Source organism: Algorimicrobium bowmanii (assembly GCF_054031195.1).
In genome coordinates, this window is the sequence record NZ_CM132929.1 from 1,453,838 (window position 1) to 1,474,158 (window position 20,321).

At 33.3% G+C, this 20,321-nt stretch carries 15 protein-coding genes; 8 read left to right on the top strand and 7 right to left on the bottom strand.

The annotated features are described in order from the left end of the window. Positions 1-23: 23 nt before the first annotated feature. From ACW5R3_RS06420 to uvrA, 3 genes are all read right to left on the bottom strand, one after another. On the bottom strand, positions 24-2,768 hold the full coding sequence (locus tag ACW5R3_RS06420) for a metalloprotease (protein ID WP_456578763.1): 2,745 nt from the start codon (positions 2,766-2,768) through the stop codon (positions 24-26). A 312-nt stretch (positions 2,769-3,080) separates the two neighbouring features. Next, positions 3,081-3,770, bottom strand: a complete 690-nt coding sequence (locus ACW5R3_RS06425; RefSeq protein ID WP_456578764.1) for an LOG family protein — start codon at positions 3,768-3,770, stop codon at positions 3,081-3,083. 213 nt (positions 3,771-3,983) lie between these two features. Further along, on the bottom strand, positions 3,984-6,815 hold the full coding sequence (gene uvrA / locus ACW5R3_RS06430) for an excinuclease ABC subunit UvrA (RefSeq protein ID WP_456578765.1): 2,832 nt from the start codon (positions 6,813-6,815) through the stop codon (positions 3,984-3,986). A gap of 230 nt (positions 6,816-7,045) precedes the next feature. Between uvrA and ACW5R3_RS06435 the strand changes: the two genes are divergently transcribed. Both ACW5R3_RS06435 and ACW5R3_RS06440 read left to right on the top strand, forming a co-directional pair. Then, complete coding sequence (locus ACW5R3_RS06435) at positions 7,046-8,794, top strand: TrkH family potassium uptake protein (protein WP_456578766.1); 1,749 nt, start codon at positions 7,046-7,048, stop codon at positions 8,792-8,794. An 11-nt stretch (positions 8,795-8,805) separates the two neighbouring features. After that, positions 8,806-9,492, top strand: coding sequence for a potassium channel family protein (locus tag ACW5R3_RS06440; RefSeq protein WP_456578767.1), 687 nt, complete (start codon positions 8,806-8,808; stop codon positions 9,490-9,492). Between the two features lie 22 nt (positions 9,493-9,514). Here the strand turns inward: ACW5R3_RS06440 and ACW5R3_RS06445 are convergent, their stop codons facing one another. Continuing rightward, positions 9,515-10,234, bottom strand: coding sequence for a hypothetical protein (locus tag ACW5R3_RS06445; RefSeq protein WP_456578768.1), 720 nt, complete (start codon positions 10,232-10,234; stop codon positions 9,515-9,517). A 36-nt stretch (positions 10,235-10,270) separates the two neighbouring features. Further along, a complete protein-coding gene (locus tag ACW5R3_RS06450) occupies positions 10,271-10,870 on the bottom strand; it encodes an acyl carrier protein phosphodiesterase (RefSeq protein WP_456578769.1) in 600 nt (199 codons plus the stop codon). Between the two features lie 40 nt (positions 10,871-10,910). On the opposite strand from ACW5R3_RS06450, the gene ACW5R3_RS06455 reads away from it, so the two are divergent. Genes ACW5R3_RS06455 through ACW5R3_RS06465 form a run of 3 tightly spaced genes read left to right on the top strand, consistent with a single transcriptional unit; the run spans position 10,911 to position 14,904 of the window. Further along, positions 10,911-11,978 carry an acyltransferase family protein gene (locus ACW5R3_RS06455; protein ID WP_456578770.1) on the top strand — a complete coding sequence of 356 codons (1,068 nt, stop codon included), beginning with the start codon at positions 10,911-10,913 and terminating at the stop codon, positions 11,976-11,978. Continuing rightward, positions 11,978-13,366, top strand: a complete 1,389-nt coding sequence (gene glmM, locus ACW5R3_RS06460) for a phosphoglucosamine mutase (protein ID WP_456578771.1) — start codon at positions 11,978-11,980, stop codon at positions 13,364-13,366. The genes ACW5R3_RS06455 and glmM overlap by 1 nt, the downstream gene beginning before the upstream one ends. A 26-nt stretch (positions 13,367-13,392) precedes the next feature. After that, on the top strand, positions 13,393-14,904 hold the full coding sequence (locus ACW5R3_RS06465; protein ID WP_456578772.1) for an aminotransferase class V-fold PLP-dependent enzyme: 1,512 nt from the start codon (positions 13,393-13,395) through the stop codon (positions 14,902-14,904). Positions 14,905-14,920: 16 nt separating this feature from the next. On the opposite strand, the gene ACW5R3_RS06470 is transcribed toward ACW5R3_RS06465, so the two are convergent. Then, the gene (locus ACW5R3_RS06470) at positions 14,921-15,814 is read right to left on the bottom strand and encodes a lysophospholipid acyltransferase family protein (RefSeq protein ID WP_456578773.1); all 894 of its coding nucleotides are present in this window, start codon (positions 15,812-15,814) and stop codon (positions 14,921-14,923) included. Between the two features lie 62 nt (positions 15,815-15,876). Here ACW5R3_RS06470 and ACW5R3_RS06475 point away from each other — a divergent pair, with 62 nt between their 5' ends. Continuing rightward, complete coding sequence (locus tag ACW5R3_RS06475) at positions 15,877-16,527, top strand: rhomboid family intramembrane serine protease (RefSeq protein WP_456578774.1); 651 nt, start codon at positions 15,877-15,879, stop codon at positions 16,525-16,527. A 72-nt stretch (positions 16,528-16,599) separates the two neighbouring features. On the opposite strand, the gene ACW5R3_RS06480 is transcribed toward ACW5R3_RS06475, so the two are convergent. Beyond that, complete coding sequence (locus ACW5R3_RS06480) at positions 16,600-17,727, bottom strand: redoxin domain-containing protein (protein ID WP_456578775.1); 1,128 nt, start codon at positions 17,725-17,727, stop codon at positions 16,600-16,602. A 110-nt stretch (positions 17,728-17,837) separates the two neighbouring features. Here ACW5R3_RS06480 and mnmE point away from each other — a divergent pair, with 110 nt between their 5' ends. Beyond that, a complete protein-coding gene (mnmE, locus tag ACW5R3_RS06485) occupies positions 17,838-19,229 on the top strand; it encodes a tRNA uridine-5-carboxymethylaminomethyl(34) synthesis GTPase MnmE (RefSeq protein ID WP_456578776.1) in 1,392 nt (463 codons plus the stop codon). A gap of 367 nt (positions 19,230-19,596) precedes the next feature. Beyond that, positions 19,597-19,977: a Fur family transcriptional regulator gene (locus ACW5R3_RS06490; RefSeq protein WP_456578777.1), complete on the top strand. Its 381-nt coding sequence runs from the start codon at positions 19,597-19,599 to the stop codon at positions 19,975-19,977. Positions 19,978-20,321: the final 344 nt, after the last annotated feature.

The window sequence follows — 20,321 nt, forward strand, 5'->3', positions numbered from 1 at the left end:
TAGGATTTTTAAAAAGGGTATATTTAGTACCAACGGCGGGTGAATAATCCGAGTAACGTTTTAAAATCTAACGTAACGATAAAACGGATTTTTTCGGGGTAATGGGCTTGAGAAACTTCCCAACCTAAATTTGAGTATACAGGGAAATAGAGTTCAAAATAATCGTCAACTAAGCTGACGCGAATACCTGTGTCATAAACAAATTTGGCACTGTGTTGACGGTTTTTAACAAAACCTAAATCGCCATAAGCCATAATGTATTTCCAAATGGTCATACTTCCGTTTAAAGTGGTTATCCACTGATTGGCAAAACTAGGTTCTAACATGGATTTGAATCCACCTTCAGCAATAATTAACTGCTGACTAAATAAGCCGTCGCTCTCAGAACGTCCGTAATAATTATAATCAAACAAATAATCTGTAGGTCGGTCTAAAGCGAAACTAAAATAATCGGAATTCTTGTAGGTTTTATTGTATAAAAAGGCACCTGCAAAGAAACGTAAGTTGTATTGTCTGTTATTTTTTGATAGTTTTCGGTACTCATAGTTTAATGCAATTTTACCGAATTTTTCTGAAAATTGAGTGTCAGCAAACCAAGAAGAGTAGTTGACTAAATCTTTGTCTATATGGTTATAACGCAAATTAAATACGCCGTAGTCTGGTTGGTTTGTTTCAGAAGTTAATAGAGCAGATGGGTCTGAATCTCTATTAATGTCTATGTATCGTAAGGTTATATAGTGGCGTTTATTGGCACGTAAGTTTGACTTGTCTCGAAACGATAATTGTACAGCGGGTGTAAATTTGGTTACAAATAAATTTTCGGCATAACTACTATAGCTAGCGCCAATACCATAATTAACATGAAATAAATTAGATGAGTTATCTATGTACTGTATGTAGTTTAAAGCTGCAGAACCCGTTAAAGATTCCGATTTTAACCCGTATTGTGGTGCTAATTTATAGTAAAAGTTTTTACGTAAAACAGTTTTATTATAGGCTTTAACGCCTAAAACAATACCATCATAAATGTTATTGAATTCTACAATGGGCATTAAAAATATTTGATTGTAGTCTGGGTCTTCAATATCTTTAATTAACCGAAGTTGTAGAGGTCTATTAAAAAGTGATTTTTTTAAGTTTTTAGTATTGTTTCTTACATTAAACTCCGGTACTATTTGGTCATGATTTAAGACTAATTTTGTGGTGTTATTATCAGGAATTGTAACGGTTATAGAGTCTGTAATGGGATCTAGCCAAATTTTTGAGTTTGCTGTTTTTTCAGTAAATGAAAATAAGGTAATCGGAACTGTTATGTTGCTTTTGTTTTTAATTGTAACTTGAATGGAGTCGTTTTTTTTAACGGCTTTACTGATGGTGTAATCTATATATTTTTTGGTTTGAATATACTCCGTAAAAAACCAATCTAAATCTTTGTCTGTTTTAGAAGTTAATAGCGATTTAAAGCTATCTGTATTGACTTCTTTTAGTCTGTTTTTTGTTAGGAATTCGGTAATAGTGGCGTTTACTATATTTTCACCAATATAGTCGTCTAAATATTTTAACCCAATACCTGCTTTGTATTTGTTAGCTATGTTTTCGTTAAACTTTAATAACGAATCTTTACTCATGGTTAAAGGTTGGTCTATGTTTTGCCTTGCCATGTGCATGTATAAAAACGGATACTGTGCATTGAATTTTAATTGTGTAGCATGAAACGATTTTAGTCCCCATATATTGGAAATAGATCCCGATAACTTCATGTTTGGATAGAAGTCATCTACATATTTCATTAAATAATAAGTTTGAATACCATCTAACAACCATTGATCTGTTCGTGGGTTTATTTGAAGTGTGTTTTCAAGATAGTTGCGCAGTCCGGTTTTTAATATTTTTAGTTCATATTGAAAATGATCTGGAAAAGGCCTGATGAAACTAGGTAAAAGGTTTAGGCCATAAATGGGGCTTTTTCTATAATCGATATCTGTAATTAATAAACGTTTGTTGGGGTAGGGGCCTAAATTAGAACTTAAAAAACCAGCTATTTTATCGGTTATTAAAGCTTTATTCATTGGGCTTAAATCCTCATCGTCTACATTAGATGCAATTGTAAAGTAGTCTGTTTCAATTTCTCTAAAAGTTGAAATGTTATTAAGAAACAGTTTGGAGTTAATGCTGTTTTCTCCTTCTAATACAACAGTTTTGGTAGTTGTTTCTTGAGAATAATCTACTTTGTTTAGTTCCGATTCTACATGGTAGTTTATCGGACAGGTTATTTCTAAGCGAATATTGCTTGGTGCAATAAACATATCGTCTAAATCTTTGTTACTACTGTATTGCCAATTTCCATTGTAAACAGCAGGCGAGATATACCAATAGCGTAAATTATAATCTTTTTCCGCTGTAACCCCGTAGCGCGTAAATTTATCGTTTGGGACTTGAACAATATAATTTAAGTGAATTTTGTAAGATTGATTTGGTAGTAGCGGTTCAACTAATTGTACACGAACCACATCAATATGATCTTTTAATCTATCAAAATCTAAAGGTGTAGGGCCTTGAGATATATTGGTTATAACCGAAAACCCACGGTCGGCACTTTTAGCAAAGTGAAATTCGGTTTTAAATTCTTCAGAAAAACGTTTTGCAAGTGGGGTGTTTTTGGTTGCAAAACTATTGCTCCAGTCGTTTAAATATATGGTTGATAACGTGTCGTTACTAGTATTAAAATAGGTTATATCTTGGGAGATTTTAATCTGGTTTTTCTCCACATTAAAGGTCGCTTTTACATTTGTAGAATTTTGACTACAAACAAGTGTGCTAAAAGCAAAAAAGATGACATTTAAAAGATAGGGTATTCTCAATGTATATTATGCGGCTTAAATAGGTTTACGTTTTAGGTTTATTACAAGATACTCGATTGCGACCTATAATTTTGTTAAGATTTCGTTATTTGTATAAAGAAATAAAAAAGTTGTGACTTATTTTAATACTAATGTCTTTGATTTAAAATAATAGCCATTTAAACGTTTTCAATTACTGATATAGCGTTTAAATGGCTTTTGCTTTTATTGAAATAAGTTCTAGAAATTAGGGCTTAAATCGGAGTTTTCATAGAAACTATCTAAGATAGGTATGATTTCGTCGGCTGTATCAACCAAATGAATTAAGTCTAAATCTTTAGCGCTAATATTAGCAAATCCATCTAATAATGTTGATTTGATCCAATCTAAAAGACCTTCCCAGAAGTCTGTTCCGACAAGTATAATTGGGAACATTTCAATTTTATTAGTTTGTATGAGCGTAATGGCTTCAAATAATTCATCTAAGGTTCCAAAACCACCAGGCATAACAACAAAACCTTGAGAATACTTTACAAACATAACTTTTCTCACAAAGAAATAATCGAAATCTAAACTCTTATCCGAATCAATATAAGGATTGTCGTGTTGCTCAAAAGGGAGCTCAATATTTAAACCTACAGAAGTACCACCAGCAATGTGTGCACCTTTGTTACCTGCTTCCATAATACCGGGGCCACCACCAGTAATTACACCGTAACCGTGTTCAACAATTTTACTTGCTACTTCTTCGGCTAATTTGTAATACTTATGGTCAGGCTTAGTACGTGCAGACCCAAAAATAGAAACACATGGTCCTATTTTACTTAGTTTTTCGTAACCGCTAACGAACTCGCCCATAATTTTAAAAATAGCCCATGAGTCGTTTGTTTTTACTTCATTCCAACGTTTATGATGTTGTTCATTTCTCATATTTATATATAATTTTTTATCGTATCTTATTTTTTTGGATTTAATTATAATCCAAAAGCAAATTTAATGGATTTAAATACATTTTCACTGCTTTCTGTAAATGATTTAGTGTCTGATATATAATCTTTTATTAAGCTTGTTTTTTTTAGGTATAAAAAAAAGGCAAACCATTATGGTTTGCCTTTAGAATATTTGGAGTTTTTATGTGATTTGCTATTGCATTTCCTTCTTTAAAAACTTAGCAGTATAACTTTTTTTGTTTTTTATAATTTCTTCAGGTGTTCCTTTTGCTATAATTTCGCCACCACCTTTTCCGCCTTCGTAACCAACATCTATAATGTAATCGACAGTTTTGATAACATCTAAATTGTGTTCAATAATAAGAACCGTATTTCCTTTGTTTACTAGTTTGTTTAAAACTTCCATTAGGACACGGATATCTTCAAAATGTAAGCCGGTAGTAGGTTCGTCTAAGATATAGAAGGTGTTTCCTGTATCGCGTTTACTTAATTCTGTGGCTAATTTTATACGTTGAGCTTCACCTCCTGAAAGGGTTGTGCTTTGCTGACCTAATGTTATGTAACCTAAACCAACATCTTTGATGGTTTTTAGTTTTTTATGAATTTTGGGTATGTGTTCAAAAAAATCAACCGCTTCATTCATAGTCATGTTTAATACATCGCTAATAGATTTTCCTTTATAACGAATTTCTAAAGTTTCACGATTAAAACGTTTGCCTTGACAGGTTTCACATTCTACATAAACATCAGGCAAAAAGTTCATTTCTATAACTCTTAAACCACCACCTTGACAGGTTTCACATCTACCTCCTTTAACGTTAAAACTAAAACGTCCAGGTTTGTAGCCTCTAATCATGGCTTCTGGTATTTTAGCAAATAAACTTCGTATTTCACTAAACACACCGGAATAAGTAGCTGGATTACTTCTTGGTGTTCGCCCAATTGGTGTTTGGTTTATATCTATAACCTTATCAATATGTTCTAAACCAGAAATACTTTTATAAGGCATAGGTTTTTTAACGCCATTGAAATAATGGGCGTTCATAATAGGGTAGAGTGTTTCGTTAATAAGGGTTGATTTACCACTACCTGAAACACCGGTAACTCCAATCATTTTACCTAAAGGAATAGTTATGGAAACATTTTTTAAATTGTTTCCTGTACAGCCTTTTAGGGTTAGTTTTTTGCCATTGCCTTCACGGCGTTCTTTAGGTATTTCAATTTCCTTTTTACCGTTTAGGTAATCGGCTGTTAGGGTATTATGTGTTTTAAGTTCTTCGGGTGTTCCAATACTGATTATCTCACCACCATGTTTTCCTGCATGCGGACCTATATCAACCACATAATCGGCGTGTTCAATCATGTCCTTATCATGTTCTACAACAAGTACGGAGTTACCTATATCTCTTAATGAGACTAAGGATTTAATTAATTTTTCATTATCACGTTGGTGTAAACCAATACTAGGTTCATCTAAAATATATAAGACTCCCACAAGTTGAGAGCCTATTTGAGTAGCTAAACGAATACGTTGTGCTTCCCCACCAGATAAAGATTTTGAGCTTCTGTTTAACGATAAATAATCTAATCCTACATCTAATAAGAATTTTGTTCTTGATGTGATTTCCTTAATTATTTCTTCTGAAATTTTAAGTTGTTTATTGGATAGTTGCTTTGGTAGTTTATCAAACCATGAAGCTAAATCGATAATGTCTTTATTTGCGACTTCAGCAATATTTAAACCGTTAACTTTAAAATTTAAGGATTCTTTTCGTAGTCGTGCACCGTGACAATCGGTACATGAAACTTGATCCATATATTCTTTAGCCCAACGTTTTAATGAGGTGGTTTCAGCTGTTTTATATTGGTTTTCAATAAAGTTTGCTACACCTTCAAAGTCTATTTTATAGTTTCTAGTTACGCCTAGTGTTTTATTTTCAATTTCAAACTTTTCATTACCACCATATAAAATTATTTGTTTAGCAGCCTTAGGAATGCCTTTGTAAGGATCGTTTAATGAAAAATTATAGCGTTGGGCTATCGTTTCGAATTGCTTAAATATCCAACTACTTTTTTGTGGACCATGTGGTGCTAATGCTCCTGCTTTTATTGAGAGCGTGTCGTCTGGTATTATTTTGTTTTCATTAACTTTATAGAGGGTTCCGATACCGTTACAGGTAGGGCAAGCACCTTTTGGTGAGTTAAATGAAAAATTGTTTGGTTCTGGATTGGGATATGAAATACCAGAACTTGGACACATTAGGTTTCGACTAAAATAACGAACTTCTTGTGAGTCTTGATCTATGACCATCAGAACATCATCACCGTGATACATTGCGGTATTGATGGTTTCAGTTAAACGTTTGTCGATGTCTGTGCTGGCATCAATTTTTAAGCGATCTATTACAATTTCAATATCATGATTTTTGTAACGGTCTAATTTCATGCCTTTAACAAGGTCACGAATTTCACAATCTGTACGTACTTTTACAAAGCCTTGTTTGGCTATTTGTTCAAAAAGTTCACGATAATGTCCTTTTCTAGAACGGATAACAGGTGCTAAAATATTAATGCGCTTTCCGTTAAAAGTTTCTTTAATAAGGTTTGTAATTTGTTCGTCGTTATAGCTTACCATTTTCTCACCGGTATTATAGCTATAAGCATCACTTGCTCGCGCATACAACAGACGAAGAAAATCATAAATTTCAGTAATTGTACCTACAGTAGAACGTGGAGATTTACTTGTTGTTTTTTGCTCGATGGCAATAACAGGGGATAGTCCATCAATTTTATCAACATCAGGACGCTCTAAGCCTCCTAAAAATTGACGTGCATAGGCCGAAAACGTTTCAATATAACGGCGTTGGCCTTCGGCATAAATGGTATCGAAGGCTAGGGATGATTTACCACTACCTGATAAACCAGTAATAACTACTAATTTTTCTCTAGGAATGGAAATGTCTATATTTTTAAGGTTGTGAACGCGAGCGCCTTGAACCTCAATAGTGTCTTCAAATTTACTCATAACATAGCAGATTGGCTCGTTTTACAAACCAATTTGCAAAGGTACAGATTATGGGGTGAATAATAAAGTGCTTGTATTTAGAGTTTTGTTAAATTGCTAGTGCTTGCTATAGGTACTTGGTGGTTTTGATTAAAATAGGCTATTAAGTTTGCTTAGTACCTATTTATCTTTGTACTTTGCTATGTGCTTACAGGAATTTGGTAGGCAACTATTAATTTACATGTAATTAAATGGCATTGAGTTTAAAACGTTTGCACTCCTTAGCATTATGGACAAGTATCATTGGAATATTTGTTTTTATCTATGATTTTGGTTTTTCGCAATCTGATTTATCACAAGAGATCATAGATGGTTACTATTTTATAGTACTTGCCATAGGTTTAGCGTCTACTTTTGTTAGATATGCTCTAAATTCATCCTTGTTTAAACGAAAAGTATTTGTTTTCGACTTGCTGTCGGTTTTATTTACGGGATATGTATATTTTCTATACCTGTTTATAGGACAACCTTTTAAAACAGATTTGGTACTAGAAAACCCTGTATGGTTGGCTGTGGCGGTTATTTTATCGTTTGTTCGAGAATTTTCAGAGATTAAAGTAAATTATAACCGTGCTGTTTTAAATCCCGCTCAGCTATTTATAGTCAGCTTTTTAGTACTTATTTTTTTAGGAACTTTTTTACTCATGCTTCCAAGAGCTACACATGAAGGGTTGAGTTTTATTGACGCTTGGTTTACGGCTACAAGTGCTGTTTGCGTAACCGGGTTAGCTGTTGTTGATACAGGAACTTATTTTACACTTTTTGGGCAGACCATTCTTCTCTTTTTAATCCAGATAGGTGGGATTGGAATTCTAACCTTTGCAAGTTATTTTAGTTACTTTTTTAAAGGAGGAACCTCTTATGAAAATCATTTAACTTTGAGTGAAATTGGTAACTCCAATAAGTTGAGTGATGTTTTTAAAACACTTAAATCTATACTTGTAATTACGGTTACAATCGAGCTTATTGCGGCTGTTTCTATATTTTTGTCCCTGCAAAATACTCAGATTACTAATGTTGCGGATCAACTATTCTTTTCCGTTTTTCATGCTGTTTCTGCTTTTTGTAATGCTGGTTTTTCAACGTTATCTAACAGTGCTTACGACATTGGATTTCGCTATAATTATATGTTTCAGTTAGTGTTAATAGGGACGCTTATTTTTGGTGGTTTAGGATTTCCAATAATGACTAATATTTTAAGTTATTTAAAAGATAAGCTAAAGCATTTGTTGTGGTATAAAAAATATGAAAAGACGTATAGGCCTTGGGTATTGAAAATTAATAGCCGTATTACATTAGTAACAACTGTTTCATTAACAGCTGTTGCTTTTATAGCCTTTTTTATACTGGAGTATCACAATACCTTAGCTGAACATTCTTTTTTTGGCAAAATAGTAACAGCTCTTTTTGAAGCAGCAACCCCAAGAACAGCAGGATTTAATTCGGTTGATATGAATCAATTAACATTTCCAGCCATTATGCTAACGTTTTTGTTAATGTGGATTGGTGCTTCACCAGCTTCAACAGGGGGTGGAATAAAGACGAGTACATTTGCTATTGCTGTTTTAAATATAACAAGTTTAGCTAGAGGGAAAAGTCGTATTGAAGTTTACAGACGAGAAATATCAGATGTGTCTGTAAAGCGAGCCTTTGCAACGATAGCGCTTTCATTGTTGGTAATAGGGTTTGGAATTATGTTTATTACTATTTTTAATCCAGAAAAAGGGCTTTTAAAAATAGCCTTCGAATGTTTTTCAGCTTATAGTACAGTTGGTATAAGTTTAGGGATTACTAGTAGTTTAAGTACGGCAAGTAAACTGGTAATTATTACCATTATGTTTATAGGGCGTGTTAGTATGCTATCGGTGATTGTGGCTTTATTTAAAAAAGTGAAACAAAAGAATTACAAATATCCAACTGAGGAAATAACAATTAACTAAAACAGAAAACAATGAAATATATTGTAGTAGGTTTGGGGAGTTTTGGAGCTTCGATTGCCGAAAAACTTACAGCTCATGGAAATGAGGTTATCGGTATTGATAAGAATATGGCTAAAGTAGATGCTTATAAAGAAAAGATATCACACACCATTTGTATGGATGCTATGGATGAATTAACAGTTTCAGGCTTACCTTTAAAAGAAACCGATGTTGTTATTATAGCTATTGGAGAAAATCAAGGTGCCAATGTTATGGCTACCGCATTGTTTAAAAACCTCGAGGTTAAACGCTTAATTAGTCGTTCTATCAATATGCTGCATGAAAAAGTTTTACTAGCTATTGGTGTTGATGAAATTGTTCATCCTGAGCAAGAAACTGCAGAACGCTGGTCTAAAAAACTAGCTTTTAATAATGTGGTAGATTCATTTGAGCTCAATTCTAATTACAGTATTGTTGAGGTTAGTGTGCCATCAAAATTTGTTGGAAAAACAATTAAAGATGTTGAGTTGGGAGCTAAATACCATTTATTAGCACTAACAACTATTAAAAAAGATTCTGTGCCAAGTGCCGTTGGTGGTCAGCGAAAAGTAGGACATATACAAGGTGTAGCTAAACCACACACCGTTTTAGAACAAGGCGATATTTTAGTTGTTTATGGTGCTAATTCCGATTTAAAAAACTTTATAACCTTAAAGTAAGGCGTATTTTTAACAGTGTGTTTTATTTTTTACTACTCACTAAGTCTGTTATTTCAATGCCTAAAAAGAGCATTTCATGAAAGGTAGGCAGTGTAGCTCCACTAGCTGTGGTAGTCCAATCGTTCCATGAGGCTTCAAGACCTTCAATAGGAAGGATATCTACCCACATTTTAAATTTCACAGGTTTGTTATTACTGTTTAAAATCCATAAATAAGAATCTCCTGGTGTGCTTCCGCCGCTTGTGTAAGTAACTAGTAAGCCTTTTTGATCGCCATCTAAATTAACAAGACGTCTTTCTGTTCCGGGATCGAATATTTTATAAGGTGCAACTAGCCAAAACGAATCGTTATTAAAATACGATAATGCCGTTGCGATTAATTCGGATGCTTCTTCAGAATTCACTGAGGTGTCTCCAACAAATGCATTACTCGTTTTAGGATTGTTTAAATTTAAATTCACCCGATTATTTTTCCAATATACCATACAGGTATTTTCTTGCTTATTCCACTTGTAGTGATGCCTGTTTTTAAAAGTCCATTCTATATAATCGGTATTTGTATAAGCATCATAATTCAATGCTTTTAACATGTTTTGCGCTAATAGTTCAGCTTCAGGACCTTTTACACCGGTAGGTAATTCTTCGTTGTATTTAAAGTATATAAAGCCAAAGAAAATTAAACTAGGTAAGGTGAAGAAAATAATAACACCTAGAGATATTTTTAGAATTTTTTTAATTTTCATGTGGGTTTGGTTCGGATTGGTTTTAATTTTTCAAACTTAATAAATATTATGCTCAATTTGGAGGCGTTTATTATCTGCAAAAACACGAAGTTCCTCAAAAAACAGAGAGAATTCTTCCTCAAACTCATCATAATACGCTATCAGTTCACGTGTGGCTTCATTCATTTTAGATTTGTTATTGGTTCGTTTATTCATTCCGTTTAAAACTTTTTGAATACCTGATATATCTGCATAGCTCAATAGCCAATTATCGGCAATCATAAAAGGAAGCATATTTTGTATTCTAGTGGGTAATATCTCAAAATTAGCTTTTAAGAGGTCGTAAAATTTCTGAATGTATTCCGCTAAAGGTTCATCGGAATAGTGGCTCCAATTTTTAGCTAAAAAATGATCGTATAAAATATCTACAATAACCCCGCTATAATGGCCATAGTTTTTATGGAGTTTTTTTGTACTTTGCCTTACAATGGGGTGTGCATCTGTAAAGGTGTCTATCTCCCGGTGTAATAAAATGCCTACTTGAATTTCTTTAGAAAACGATTTGTAGTTTTTGCCTCGAATACCGTCGGCAATAAAATTCCCAATAGTTACTGGATCATTATTATTTGAAAGATAGATGTGTGCAAGAAAATTCATTCCATAAATATATGTATTTTTAAACTCTAAAATTGAAATATTGAAACGTTTACCAAATTTAGATGCTTTACGGTTTTTCCTTGCTGTTTATGTAATTATGATACATATGTCTCAGTTGTCTGAAAACCAAAACCTACCAAATTATAATGACCTTTTAGGTGTTCATAAAGGGCGTCAGGCAATAGCTATGTTTTTTGTGCTGAGTGGGTTTTTAATAATCCGAATAATTTACCGTTCAAAAATGAAAGGGACTTTTTCTATTAAAAAGTTTTACATGCGGCGTATTTTAAAAATTTTTCCACTTTATTATTTAGTGGTAGGCCTTGCTTTTTTCTATTATCATGTGGTGTTTCCTTTTATGAATATCCCCATGGAAACCAATTATAACTTAACTGAAGGTGTTTTGCTCTGCCTCTTTTTTATGGCAAACGTTTTTGTAATACCTAATGAGGTTGGTGGTGCACTGGGAGTTTTATGGTCTATAGCTATAGAGGAACAGTTTTATATACTAATTGCTCCGATGTTGTTTTTATTACGCAGGCATTACATTTTTAAAATGTTATTAGCATTAACATCTGTTTATTTTGTGATTTATCATTTGGAAGCTTTTAAGTTTTTGCCGATTTACAAGTTTGATTTCTTCTTTATTTTTGCTGGTGGTTTAGTTGGTATTTTGGAAGAACGTAAGCAGTTAGAATTCCTTAAAAAATACAAAGCAGTACCTATTGCTTTGGTTATGGGTGTGATCTTGTATTTTTTTACTGGTATTTTCGATTTTGAGAGTGTCTGGGTTTACAATTTATTTACAAGTGTGCTTTTTGCATTCTTTATTTTTGCCATCAGCGAAGTGAATTTTAATATAGAAATCACTAATAAATATCTAAACTATTTTGGCGAGATCTCTTATGGTTTGTATTTATATCATATTTTTGCCTTAAATATTGCTGTTTATATATGCTTGATTATTAATAGTCAATTTCAAGTTAACGCCTATTTAATGTTGTTTTTAATCAACTTTTTTACCTTTGGGCTAACCATATTAATAGCACATTTATCATATAAATATTTTGAGACTTACTTTTTAAAATTAAAAACTAAATACAGATAATGACACTTATAAAATCTATTTCAGGAATTCGAGGCACAATTGGCGGGCGTGTAGGCGATAATTTAACACCTATTGATGCGGTAAAATTTGCATCGGCTTATGGTACTTGGTTAAAAGGCCAATATAAAAAAGAAACCTACCGTGTTGTTGTTGGTAGAGATGCTCGTATTTCCGGTGAAATGATACAAAATTTAGTCATGAATACCTTAGTAGGATTAGGGATTCATGTTATTGATTTAGGGTTGTCAACAACACCAACAGTTGAGGTTGCTGTGCCTATGGAGCATGCTGATGGCGGTATTATTCTTACAGCGAGTCATAACCCAAAACAATGGAATGCCTTAAAATTATTAAACAATAAAGGTGAATTTTTAAACGGTGACGAAGGTCGTAAGATTTTAGATATAGCCGAAGGTGATTCTATGGCATTTTCGGATGTTGACACTTTAGGGAAAATAACCAAAAACGATGCCTATATAGATTTACATATAGATGCCGTTTTAGACTTAAAACTAGTTAATCCTTCAGCTATAGAGAAAGCTAATTTAAAAGTTGTAGTAGACGGTGTTAATTCGACAGGAGGTATTGCTATTCCGTTATTATTAGAACGGTTAGGAGTGCAGTGTGTTAAGTTATACTGTGAACCAAACGGAGAATTCCCACATAACCCTGAACCTTTAAAGGAACATTTAACAGATTTATCGGAAGCCGTAGTTAAAGAGCATGCTGATTTTGGAATTGTTGTTGATCCGGATGTAGATCGTCTAGCTTTTATGGATGAAAAGGGTAATATGTTTGGTGAAGAATACACATTAGTTGCTTGTGCGGATTACGTACTTAGTAAAACACCAGGCAATACAGTAAGTAATATGAGTTCTACACGTGCATTACGTGACATTACTGAAAAACATGGCGGACATTACGAAGCTAGTGCCGTAGGTGAGGTTAATGTTGTGGAACTAATGAAAAAGAATAATGCTATTATTGGCGGCGAAGGAAATGGAGGTATTATATACCCTGAATCCCATTATGGTCGTGATGCTTTAGTAGGTATAGCTTTGTTTTTAAGTTTATTAGCTGAAAAGAAGATGGCTGTTAGTGATTTGCGTGCTAGTTATCCAAATTACTTTATGAGTAAGAAAAAAATAGCTTTAACACCGCAATTAGATGTTGATGCTATTTTAAAAACAATGGAAGCCAAGTATCAAAATGAACGAGTAACAACGGTTGATGGTGTTAAAATAGATTTTAGCGATAGCTGGGTACATTTACGAAAAAGTAACACGGAACCTATTATTCGTGTTTATACAGAAGCACCATCACAGGAAGCTGCTGATACCTTAGCAAATAAAGTTATTTCTGAAATTGAAGCTGTAGCGAATATTTAGTACCTTTACCATCTTAATAAACACGCATGATTAGTACAAAAACAACAACGGAAGTTTCAACAGATTTAGAGCAGTATTTTAGTCAGTTTAGAAAGCACATAATTGGTGTAGATCAGACATTTGAATCTCCTTTTGGGAATCAGAAGATTATCTATACAGATTGGACAGCTTCAGGACGTTTATACCGCCCTATAGAAGAAAAAATTTGTAATGTTTTTGGGCCTTATGTAGCTAATACACATACCGAAACTACGGTGTCAGGTACGGCTATGACTAAAGCCTATCATGAAGCGCGCCATATTATTAAAGACCACGTGAACACAAATGATGATGATGTTCTTATAGTTTCTGGTAATGGTATGACGGGTGTGGTTAACAAGTTTCAACGTATTTTAGGGTTAAAAGTTCCTGAAAACTTAAAGAAACACACGCAAGTTCCAGAAGAAATGTGTCCAGTGGTTTTTATTTCCCATATGGAGCATCATTCCAACCAAACAACTTGGTTGGAAACTATAGCTAAGGTTATTGTTATACCTCCAGGTGAAGATGGCTTGTTTAGTTTAGAAAATTTAGAAAAGTTGTTATTAGAACATAAAGACTGTACAATTAAAATAGCTTCTGTAATAGCCGGATCTAATGTAACAGGGATACAAACTCCGCATCATGACATTGCACAATTAATGCATAAGCATGGCGGTGTTTGTTTTGTTGATTTTGCTTGTTCAGCTCCTTATGTTGATATTGATATGCACCCCGAGGACGATACTAAAGCTTTAGATGCCATTTTCTTTTCACCACATAAATTTATTGGTGGCCCTGGTACATCGGGAGTGCTAATATTTAATAAAAAATTATATAAAAATATGGTGCCTGACTGTCCGGGTGGAGGTACCGTAAGTTGGACAAACCCTTGGGGTGAGCATAAATATATTGATAACATAGAAGATCGTGAGGATGGTGGAACTCCAGGCTTTTTACAAACTATAAAAACAGCATTAGCTATTAAGTTGAAAGAGCAAATGGGCGTGTCCAATATGTTGCAACGCGAACACGAGCTATTACAAACTGTTTTTAGCGAACTGGGAAGCCTGCCTAATTTGCATATATTAGCAGGTCAACATCAAGACCGTCTGGGAGTTGTATCTTTTTATATTGATGATTTACATTATAATTTAGGGGTTAAATTACTGAATGATAAATTTGGAGTTCAAACACGTGGTGGATGTAGTTGTGCAGGAACTTACGGGCACTTTTTACTTCATGTAGATCAGAAAACATCGAATGCGTTAACTCAAGAAATTTCATTAGGCGAATTAACGCGTAAACCAGGTTGGATTCGTATGTCTATACATCCAACAACTACCAATGCGGAGATTAAATATGTTTGTGAAAGCATTCAGCTATTAGCTGAAAATCATACAGAATGGGCTAAGGCATACCACTATAATAAAGCGACTAATGAGTTTATACATGAATCGTTAGGGCAGGAGCAAGCAGCAGAACTGGATGCAACTATTTCTGATTGGTTTCAACTATAAGAAAGAATCTTAGGTTTTATTTTTGATAAGAAGGAGGTACTTTGTCACGATGTTTCCAACGCTTATGTGTCCATAAATAGTATTCTGGAGCTTCGTTTATTTGATTTTCAACCAGCTTTAAGAATTTGTCGGTAATTTCATAATTTTCAAACTCTTTTGGGTGGTAGGCTAAGGTTTCAAAAGTTGTTTCGTAGTATCCGCGTTTTAAACGTTTAACTCCAAAAAATACGACAGACATATCTAGTTTTTTTGCTAGCATTTCAGCACCTGTATGTACCGGAACCGTAATGCCCATAAAGTCATTCCAATGAAATGCTTTTTCGGCTTTAGGAGATTGGTCTGAAACAAAACCACAAATAGTTAGTTTGCCTTCTCTTTTAGATTGTAAAAGAATGGGAATACTCTCTTTAGTGGTAATAAGGTGACTGTTAAATTTAGCGCGAATACGTTTTACAAGTTTATCAAAGTGTTTGTTTGCCAGTCGTTTGTATATGGCATAGCCTTTGTTTTTCATGTAGGTTTGCAGTACAAAAATCCACTCCCAGCTACCATAATGAGCACACATTAAAGCAATGCTTCTATTTTCAGCTTCAAGGTTTTGAAGAACTTCAATATTCGTAAACTTAAAACGTTTATGCATTTCTGCTTCGGTAATAGTCATAGATTTAATGGATTCCATAACCATATCACATAAATGGTGATAAAACTTTTTTCTTATTTTATTTAACTCGGCGTCTGTTTTATTAGGGAATGCTAGTTTTAAATTTTCCTTAACAACTTTTTTTCTGTAACCTAAAATATGGTAGATTAAAACAAATAAACCATCTGATACGGCGTATAATAATCGGAATGGTAAGATAGATACCAACCACAAAATGGGATAAATAATAATATAAGCAAGAAATTGCATGAATTAAGTTTAAATTTGCAGCTACAAATATATGTTATATTCTATTTAAAACTTTAGTATTTATGGGCAATTTAAGTTTAGTAACTATTGTGATTATTGCTGCCAATGTGTTAATATCCTTTAAAGCTTTTGGTGATTTAGCTTTTTTTGAAAAGTATAAATTTCAAGTGGGCGCTATTATAAAAGGTGAAAAATTACGCATGTTTAGCTCCGGATTTCTTCATGTAGATACGGCTCATTTATTTTTTAATATGTTCTCCTTATACTTTTTTGCTCATGTTGTTATTGCATATTTGGGGAGTTTCTATTTCTTAGTAGTGTACATAGGGAGTCTGTTATTGGGGAATTTATTGTCCTTGTATTTTCATAAAAATGAATATCATTACAGTGCTGTAGGCGCAAGTGGTGCTGTTATGGGGATTATTTATGCGGCCATTTTATTACAGCCTAACATGAGTCTATACTTGTTTTTTATTCCGATTCCTATACCGGCTTATATTTTTGGTATTGGTTATCTTTTATATTCTATTTACGGTATGAAAAATAGGGTTGGAAATATTGGGCACGATGCACATTTTGGTGGCGCTATTGGAGGCTACGCTATTACCTTATTAGTAGCTCCTTGGTTGTTTAAAGAAAATTTATTGATGATTGGCTTATTGGCATTACCTATAATTTTATTGTTTGTATTAAAGAAAATAGGAAAGCTTTAAGTTTCATTTTAGCTATATAAAAAAAAGCCTTTCATTACTGAAAGGCTTTTTTTTTATAAGGTCTGATATTTTTTAATCTAATAGTTCAGCCATTTTTGCTTCAAGAGCTGGACCTCTTAAGTTTTTAGCAATAATCTTTCCTTCGCTATCTAAAATAAAGGTAGCGGGAATAGATTCAATGTTATAAAGTTTAGCAACAGGATCATTAAAATAATTTAAGTTAGATACATGGTGCCATGTTAAATTATCTTTCTCAATTGCTGCTATCCATTCGTCTTTAGCGTTAGCTTGTCTTGGATTACCATCAAGGGAAACACCAATAATTTCCAATCCTTTTTCGTGATATTTATTATAAACATTTACCACATTCGGGTTTTCTTTTCTACAAGGTCCACACCAAGCAGCCCAAAAATCGATAATAGTTACTTTACCTTTAATATCTTTTAGTGAAACCATTTCGCCGGTAGGATTAGGTGCTGTAAAATCTGGAGCAGTACTTCCAATGTCTGTAGCTTGTAGTGTTTGTAATAATTCGGTAAGCGATTTACCAACGCGACTATTTTTTACAGATTCTGTAAAAGCAGCGTTTAATTCATCAGCCTTTGCATAGTCCACACTTTTTGTTTTTACTAAATTTTCAAGAATAACAGCACTCGTAATAGCATCGTTATGTTTTTCAATAGCGTCAATATTTAGTTGGTTTGTTGAATCCATTAAAACTTTAAATTGCGCTTGAATACTATTCATTTTTTGCGTGTCGCCAGCTGTTCTAGCAGCCATAAAATCACGTCCCATGGATTGATTTTTTCTTCTAAGCGGATCAGATAATTCTTTAAAAACATTAAAGATGTCATTCTCATGACTACCAGAAACCGTAGAGCCTGGGATGCTATCTTTATTAACATTGACCGTTATTTCTGTGTTTTCAAGAATAATTGGAATACCGCCAGGAGCTTTATCAATTGCTAAAATGAATAAATCGGGCGATTGAACTTTACCTTTAAAAGTAAATGTCCCATTTTTTATAACTGTAGAGTCGTTAAATTCTGGTGCTTTTAAATCGCCATTACGTAGTCTTATTATTTCGCCGTCTGCAGCCTTATCAATAGAGCCATTAAGAACATACCCTTCTTTTGAAGCTTCGTCTTTACATGAAACCGCAAAAACAATTAAAGAGAGTAATAGAAGTTTTTTAATCATTATTAATTTTTTTAGTTTTTACAAATATACAAGATAGAACAAAATAATCTGTTAAGAATTAGCTAATATACCTTTACGGATTTCTATATGTATTTTAGTATTTTTGCGGTATGAATCAAAACGATACCATTGTTGCACTTGCTACAGCTTCTGGAGCTGGTGCTATTGCTATTATACGTTTGTCAGGGAAACAAGCAATACCTATTACCGAATCCTGTTTTAAATCGGTTACAAAAACCAAAAAAATATCGGGTGTTAAAACGCATACCATACATTTAGGTCATGTAGTTGATAATACGCGTGAAATAGATGAAGTATTAGTTTCTGTTTTTAGAAATCCGAATTCCTATACGGGAGAGGATGTGGTGGAAATCTCCTGTCATGGTTCTAACTACATTCAGCAGCAAATTATACAATTATTATTACGTAAAGGTTGTAGAATGGCCGATGCAGGTGAGTTTACACTTCGAGCATTTTTAAATGGGAAGCTTGATTTAAGTCAGGCAGAAGCAGTAGCCGATTTGATAGCTAGTGATAATGAAGCTTCTCACCAAATAGCTATGCAGCAGATGCGTGGTGGGTTTTCTAGTGAAATAGCCAAACTACGTGAAGAATTGCTCAATTTTGCCTCGTTAATAGAGTTGGAGTTGGATTTTGCTGAAGAAGATGTTGCTTTTGCCGATCGGACACAATTTAGAGAACTAATTGAACGTATAACGGTTGTTTTAAAACGGTTAATAGATTCATTTGCTGTAGGTAATGTTATTAAAAACGGTATACCGGTAGCGATAGTTGGAGAGCCAAATGTTGGGAAATCTACCTTATTAAATGCGTTATTAAACGAGGAGCGTGCTATTGTTTCTGAGATAGCAGGAACCACGCGTGATACTATTGAAGATGAAATAACCATAGGTGGTATGGGGTTTCGTTTTATTGATACAGCAGGAATTAGGGAAACTCAAGATGTTGTTGAGAATATAGGAATTAAAAAAACTTTTGAGAAAATTGAACAAGCTCAGGTTGTAATTTACTTAATAGACGCTACGAGTTTTCATGAGCAACAGACAAAATTTAAGGTGGAACTTGAAAAGATTAAAAATAAATATCCTTTAAAGCCACTGATAGTAATTGCTAATAAAATTGATAAGATTAATCCGGATCAAATTCAAGCGCTACAAGAAGCTATTCCGGAAATACATTTATTAGCAGCTAAAAATAATGTGGGTGTTGAGCTGCTTACTGATACGTTATTGAATCTGGTTAATACGGGAGCATTAAGGAATAATGAGACGATTATTACTAATACGCGACATTATGATGCGTTGTTAAAAGCTTTTGAAGAGATTCAAAAAGTTAAGTATGGTTTAGATACCGATTTATCTAGCGACCTAATGGCTATTGATATTCGTGAAGCTTTGTATCATTTTGGTTTAATTACCGGTAGTGTTAGCAATGATGAGCTGCTTGGAAATATATTTGCTAATTTTTGTATTGGGAAGTAGTCTTTATAAAAGAGTCAACTTATACCAAAAGGTTTAAAAGCCTTTTAATTGGTATTTATTGTAAGAGTCGTTATTTTTAAGCGTGCTTTGAAACTTAAATCTTTGTTTTTTGATACGTATAAAGGTGTTATATCGGAATTAAAAAAAATCATGATGCGTGGTATATGTATTGGTGCTTTGTATTTAATACGAGTTCCCTTATAAATACCTGAAGTTTATTTAATACAATTGCTTTATAAATGGTGTGTTGTTGGTAGGTATTCGGTTTGTATTGATGCTTGTGGTAGTGAGTACTTTTAGAGTTCCTTAGTTGCTTAAAGGGTAATTTAATTTGTTAATACAACTTAGTAGCTTTAAATTTGTGTTTATGGGTGTTATTAGAAAAACAAAATCGGTAAACACAGTACTTCAGTTTTTTGAAGATACAAAAGAAGCTAAATCGGTTATTCAGTTGATAGAACTGGTAAAAGACCAGATGAATAAAACAACTGTTTATCGTATCTTGGATAGACTTGAAGCTGATGGTGTTATCCATTCTTTTAACGGAAAAGATGGTTTAAAATGGTATGCTACCTGTAACGGATGTTCAGGAAATCACCATATAGATAAACACCCCCATTTTCAGTGTTTAAGCTGTGATAAGGTATCTTGTTTATCTGTGGATGTCAAAATACCAGCTATAAAAAATCATAAAATTGTTTCTTCCAATATTCTATTAATGGGATATTGTGATGCCTGTAGTGAATAAACTCTTTTCAATAAATATTTAGTTTTGTAATCTAGCTTATTAGTAAATCCAAACTGTAATTATTAAGATGTTTGTTTTATATTCTGGCTGTTATAATCTGAAATGTTTCTTTAATTTTTCTTTTTCTTTCTGAAAGCACAGGGTTCTTTTGTCTGTGTATCCTTTATAATTGGGCTTTTGTTGATGGTTATTGTCAAAACTTAAATATTTTATAATTCCATAGGATAATTAAATAGTAAGTAGTATAATTGCATCTCTGTTGCAATAAGGTTTTCATTGCTATTTTTTCAAACTCGAACAGTTATAGTTGTTAATAGGGTTAGGAAATATTAAAAATGGGGCTA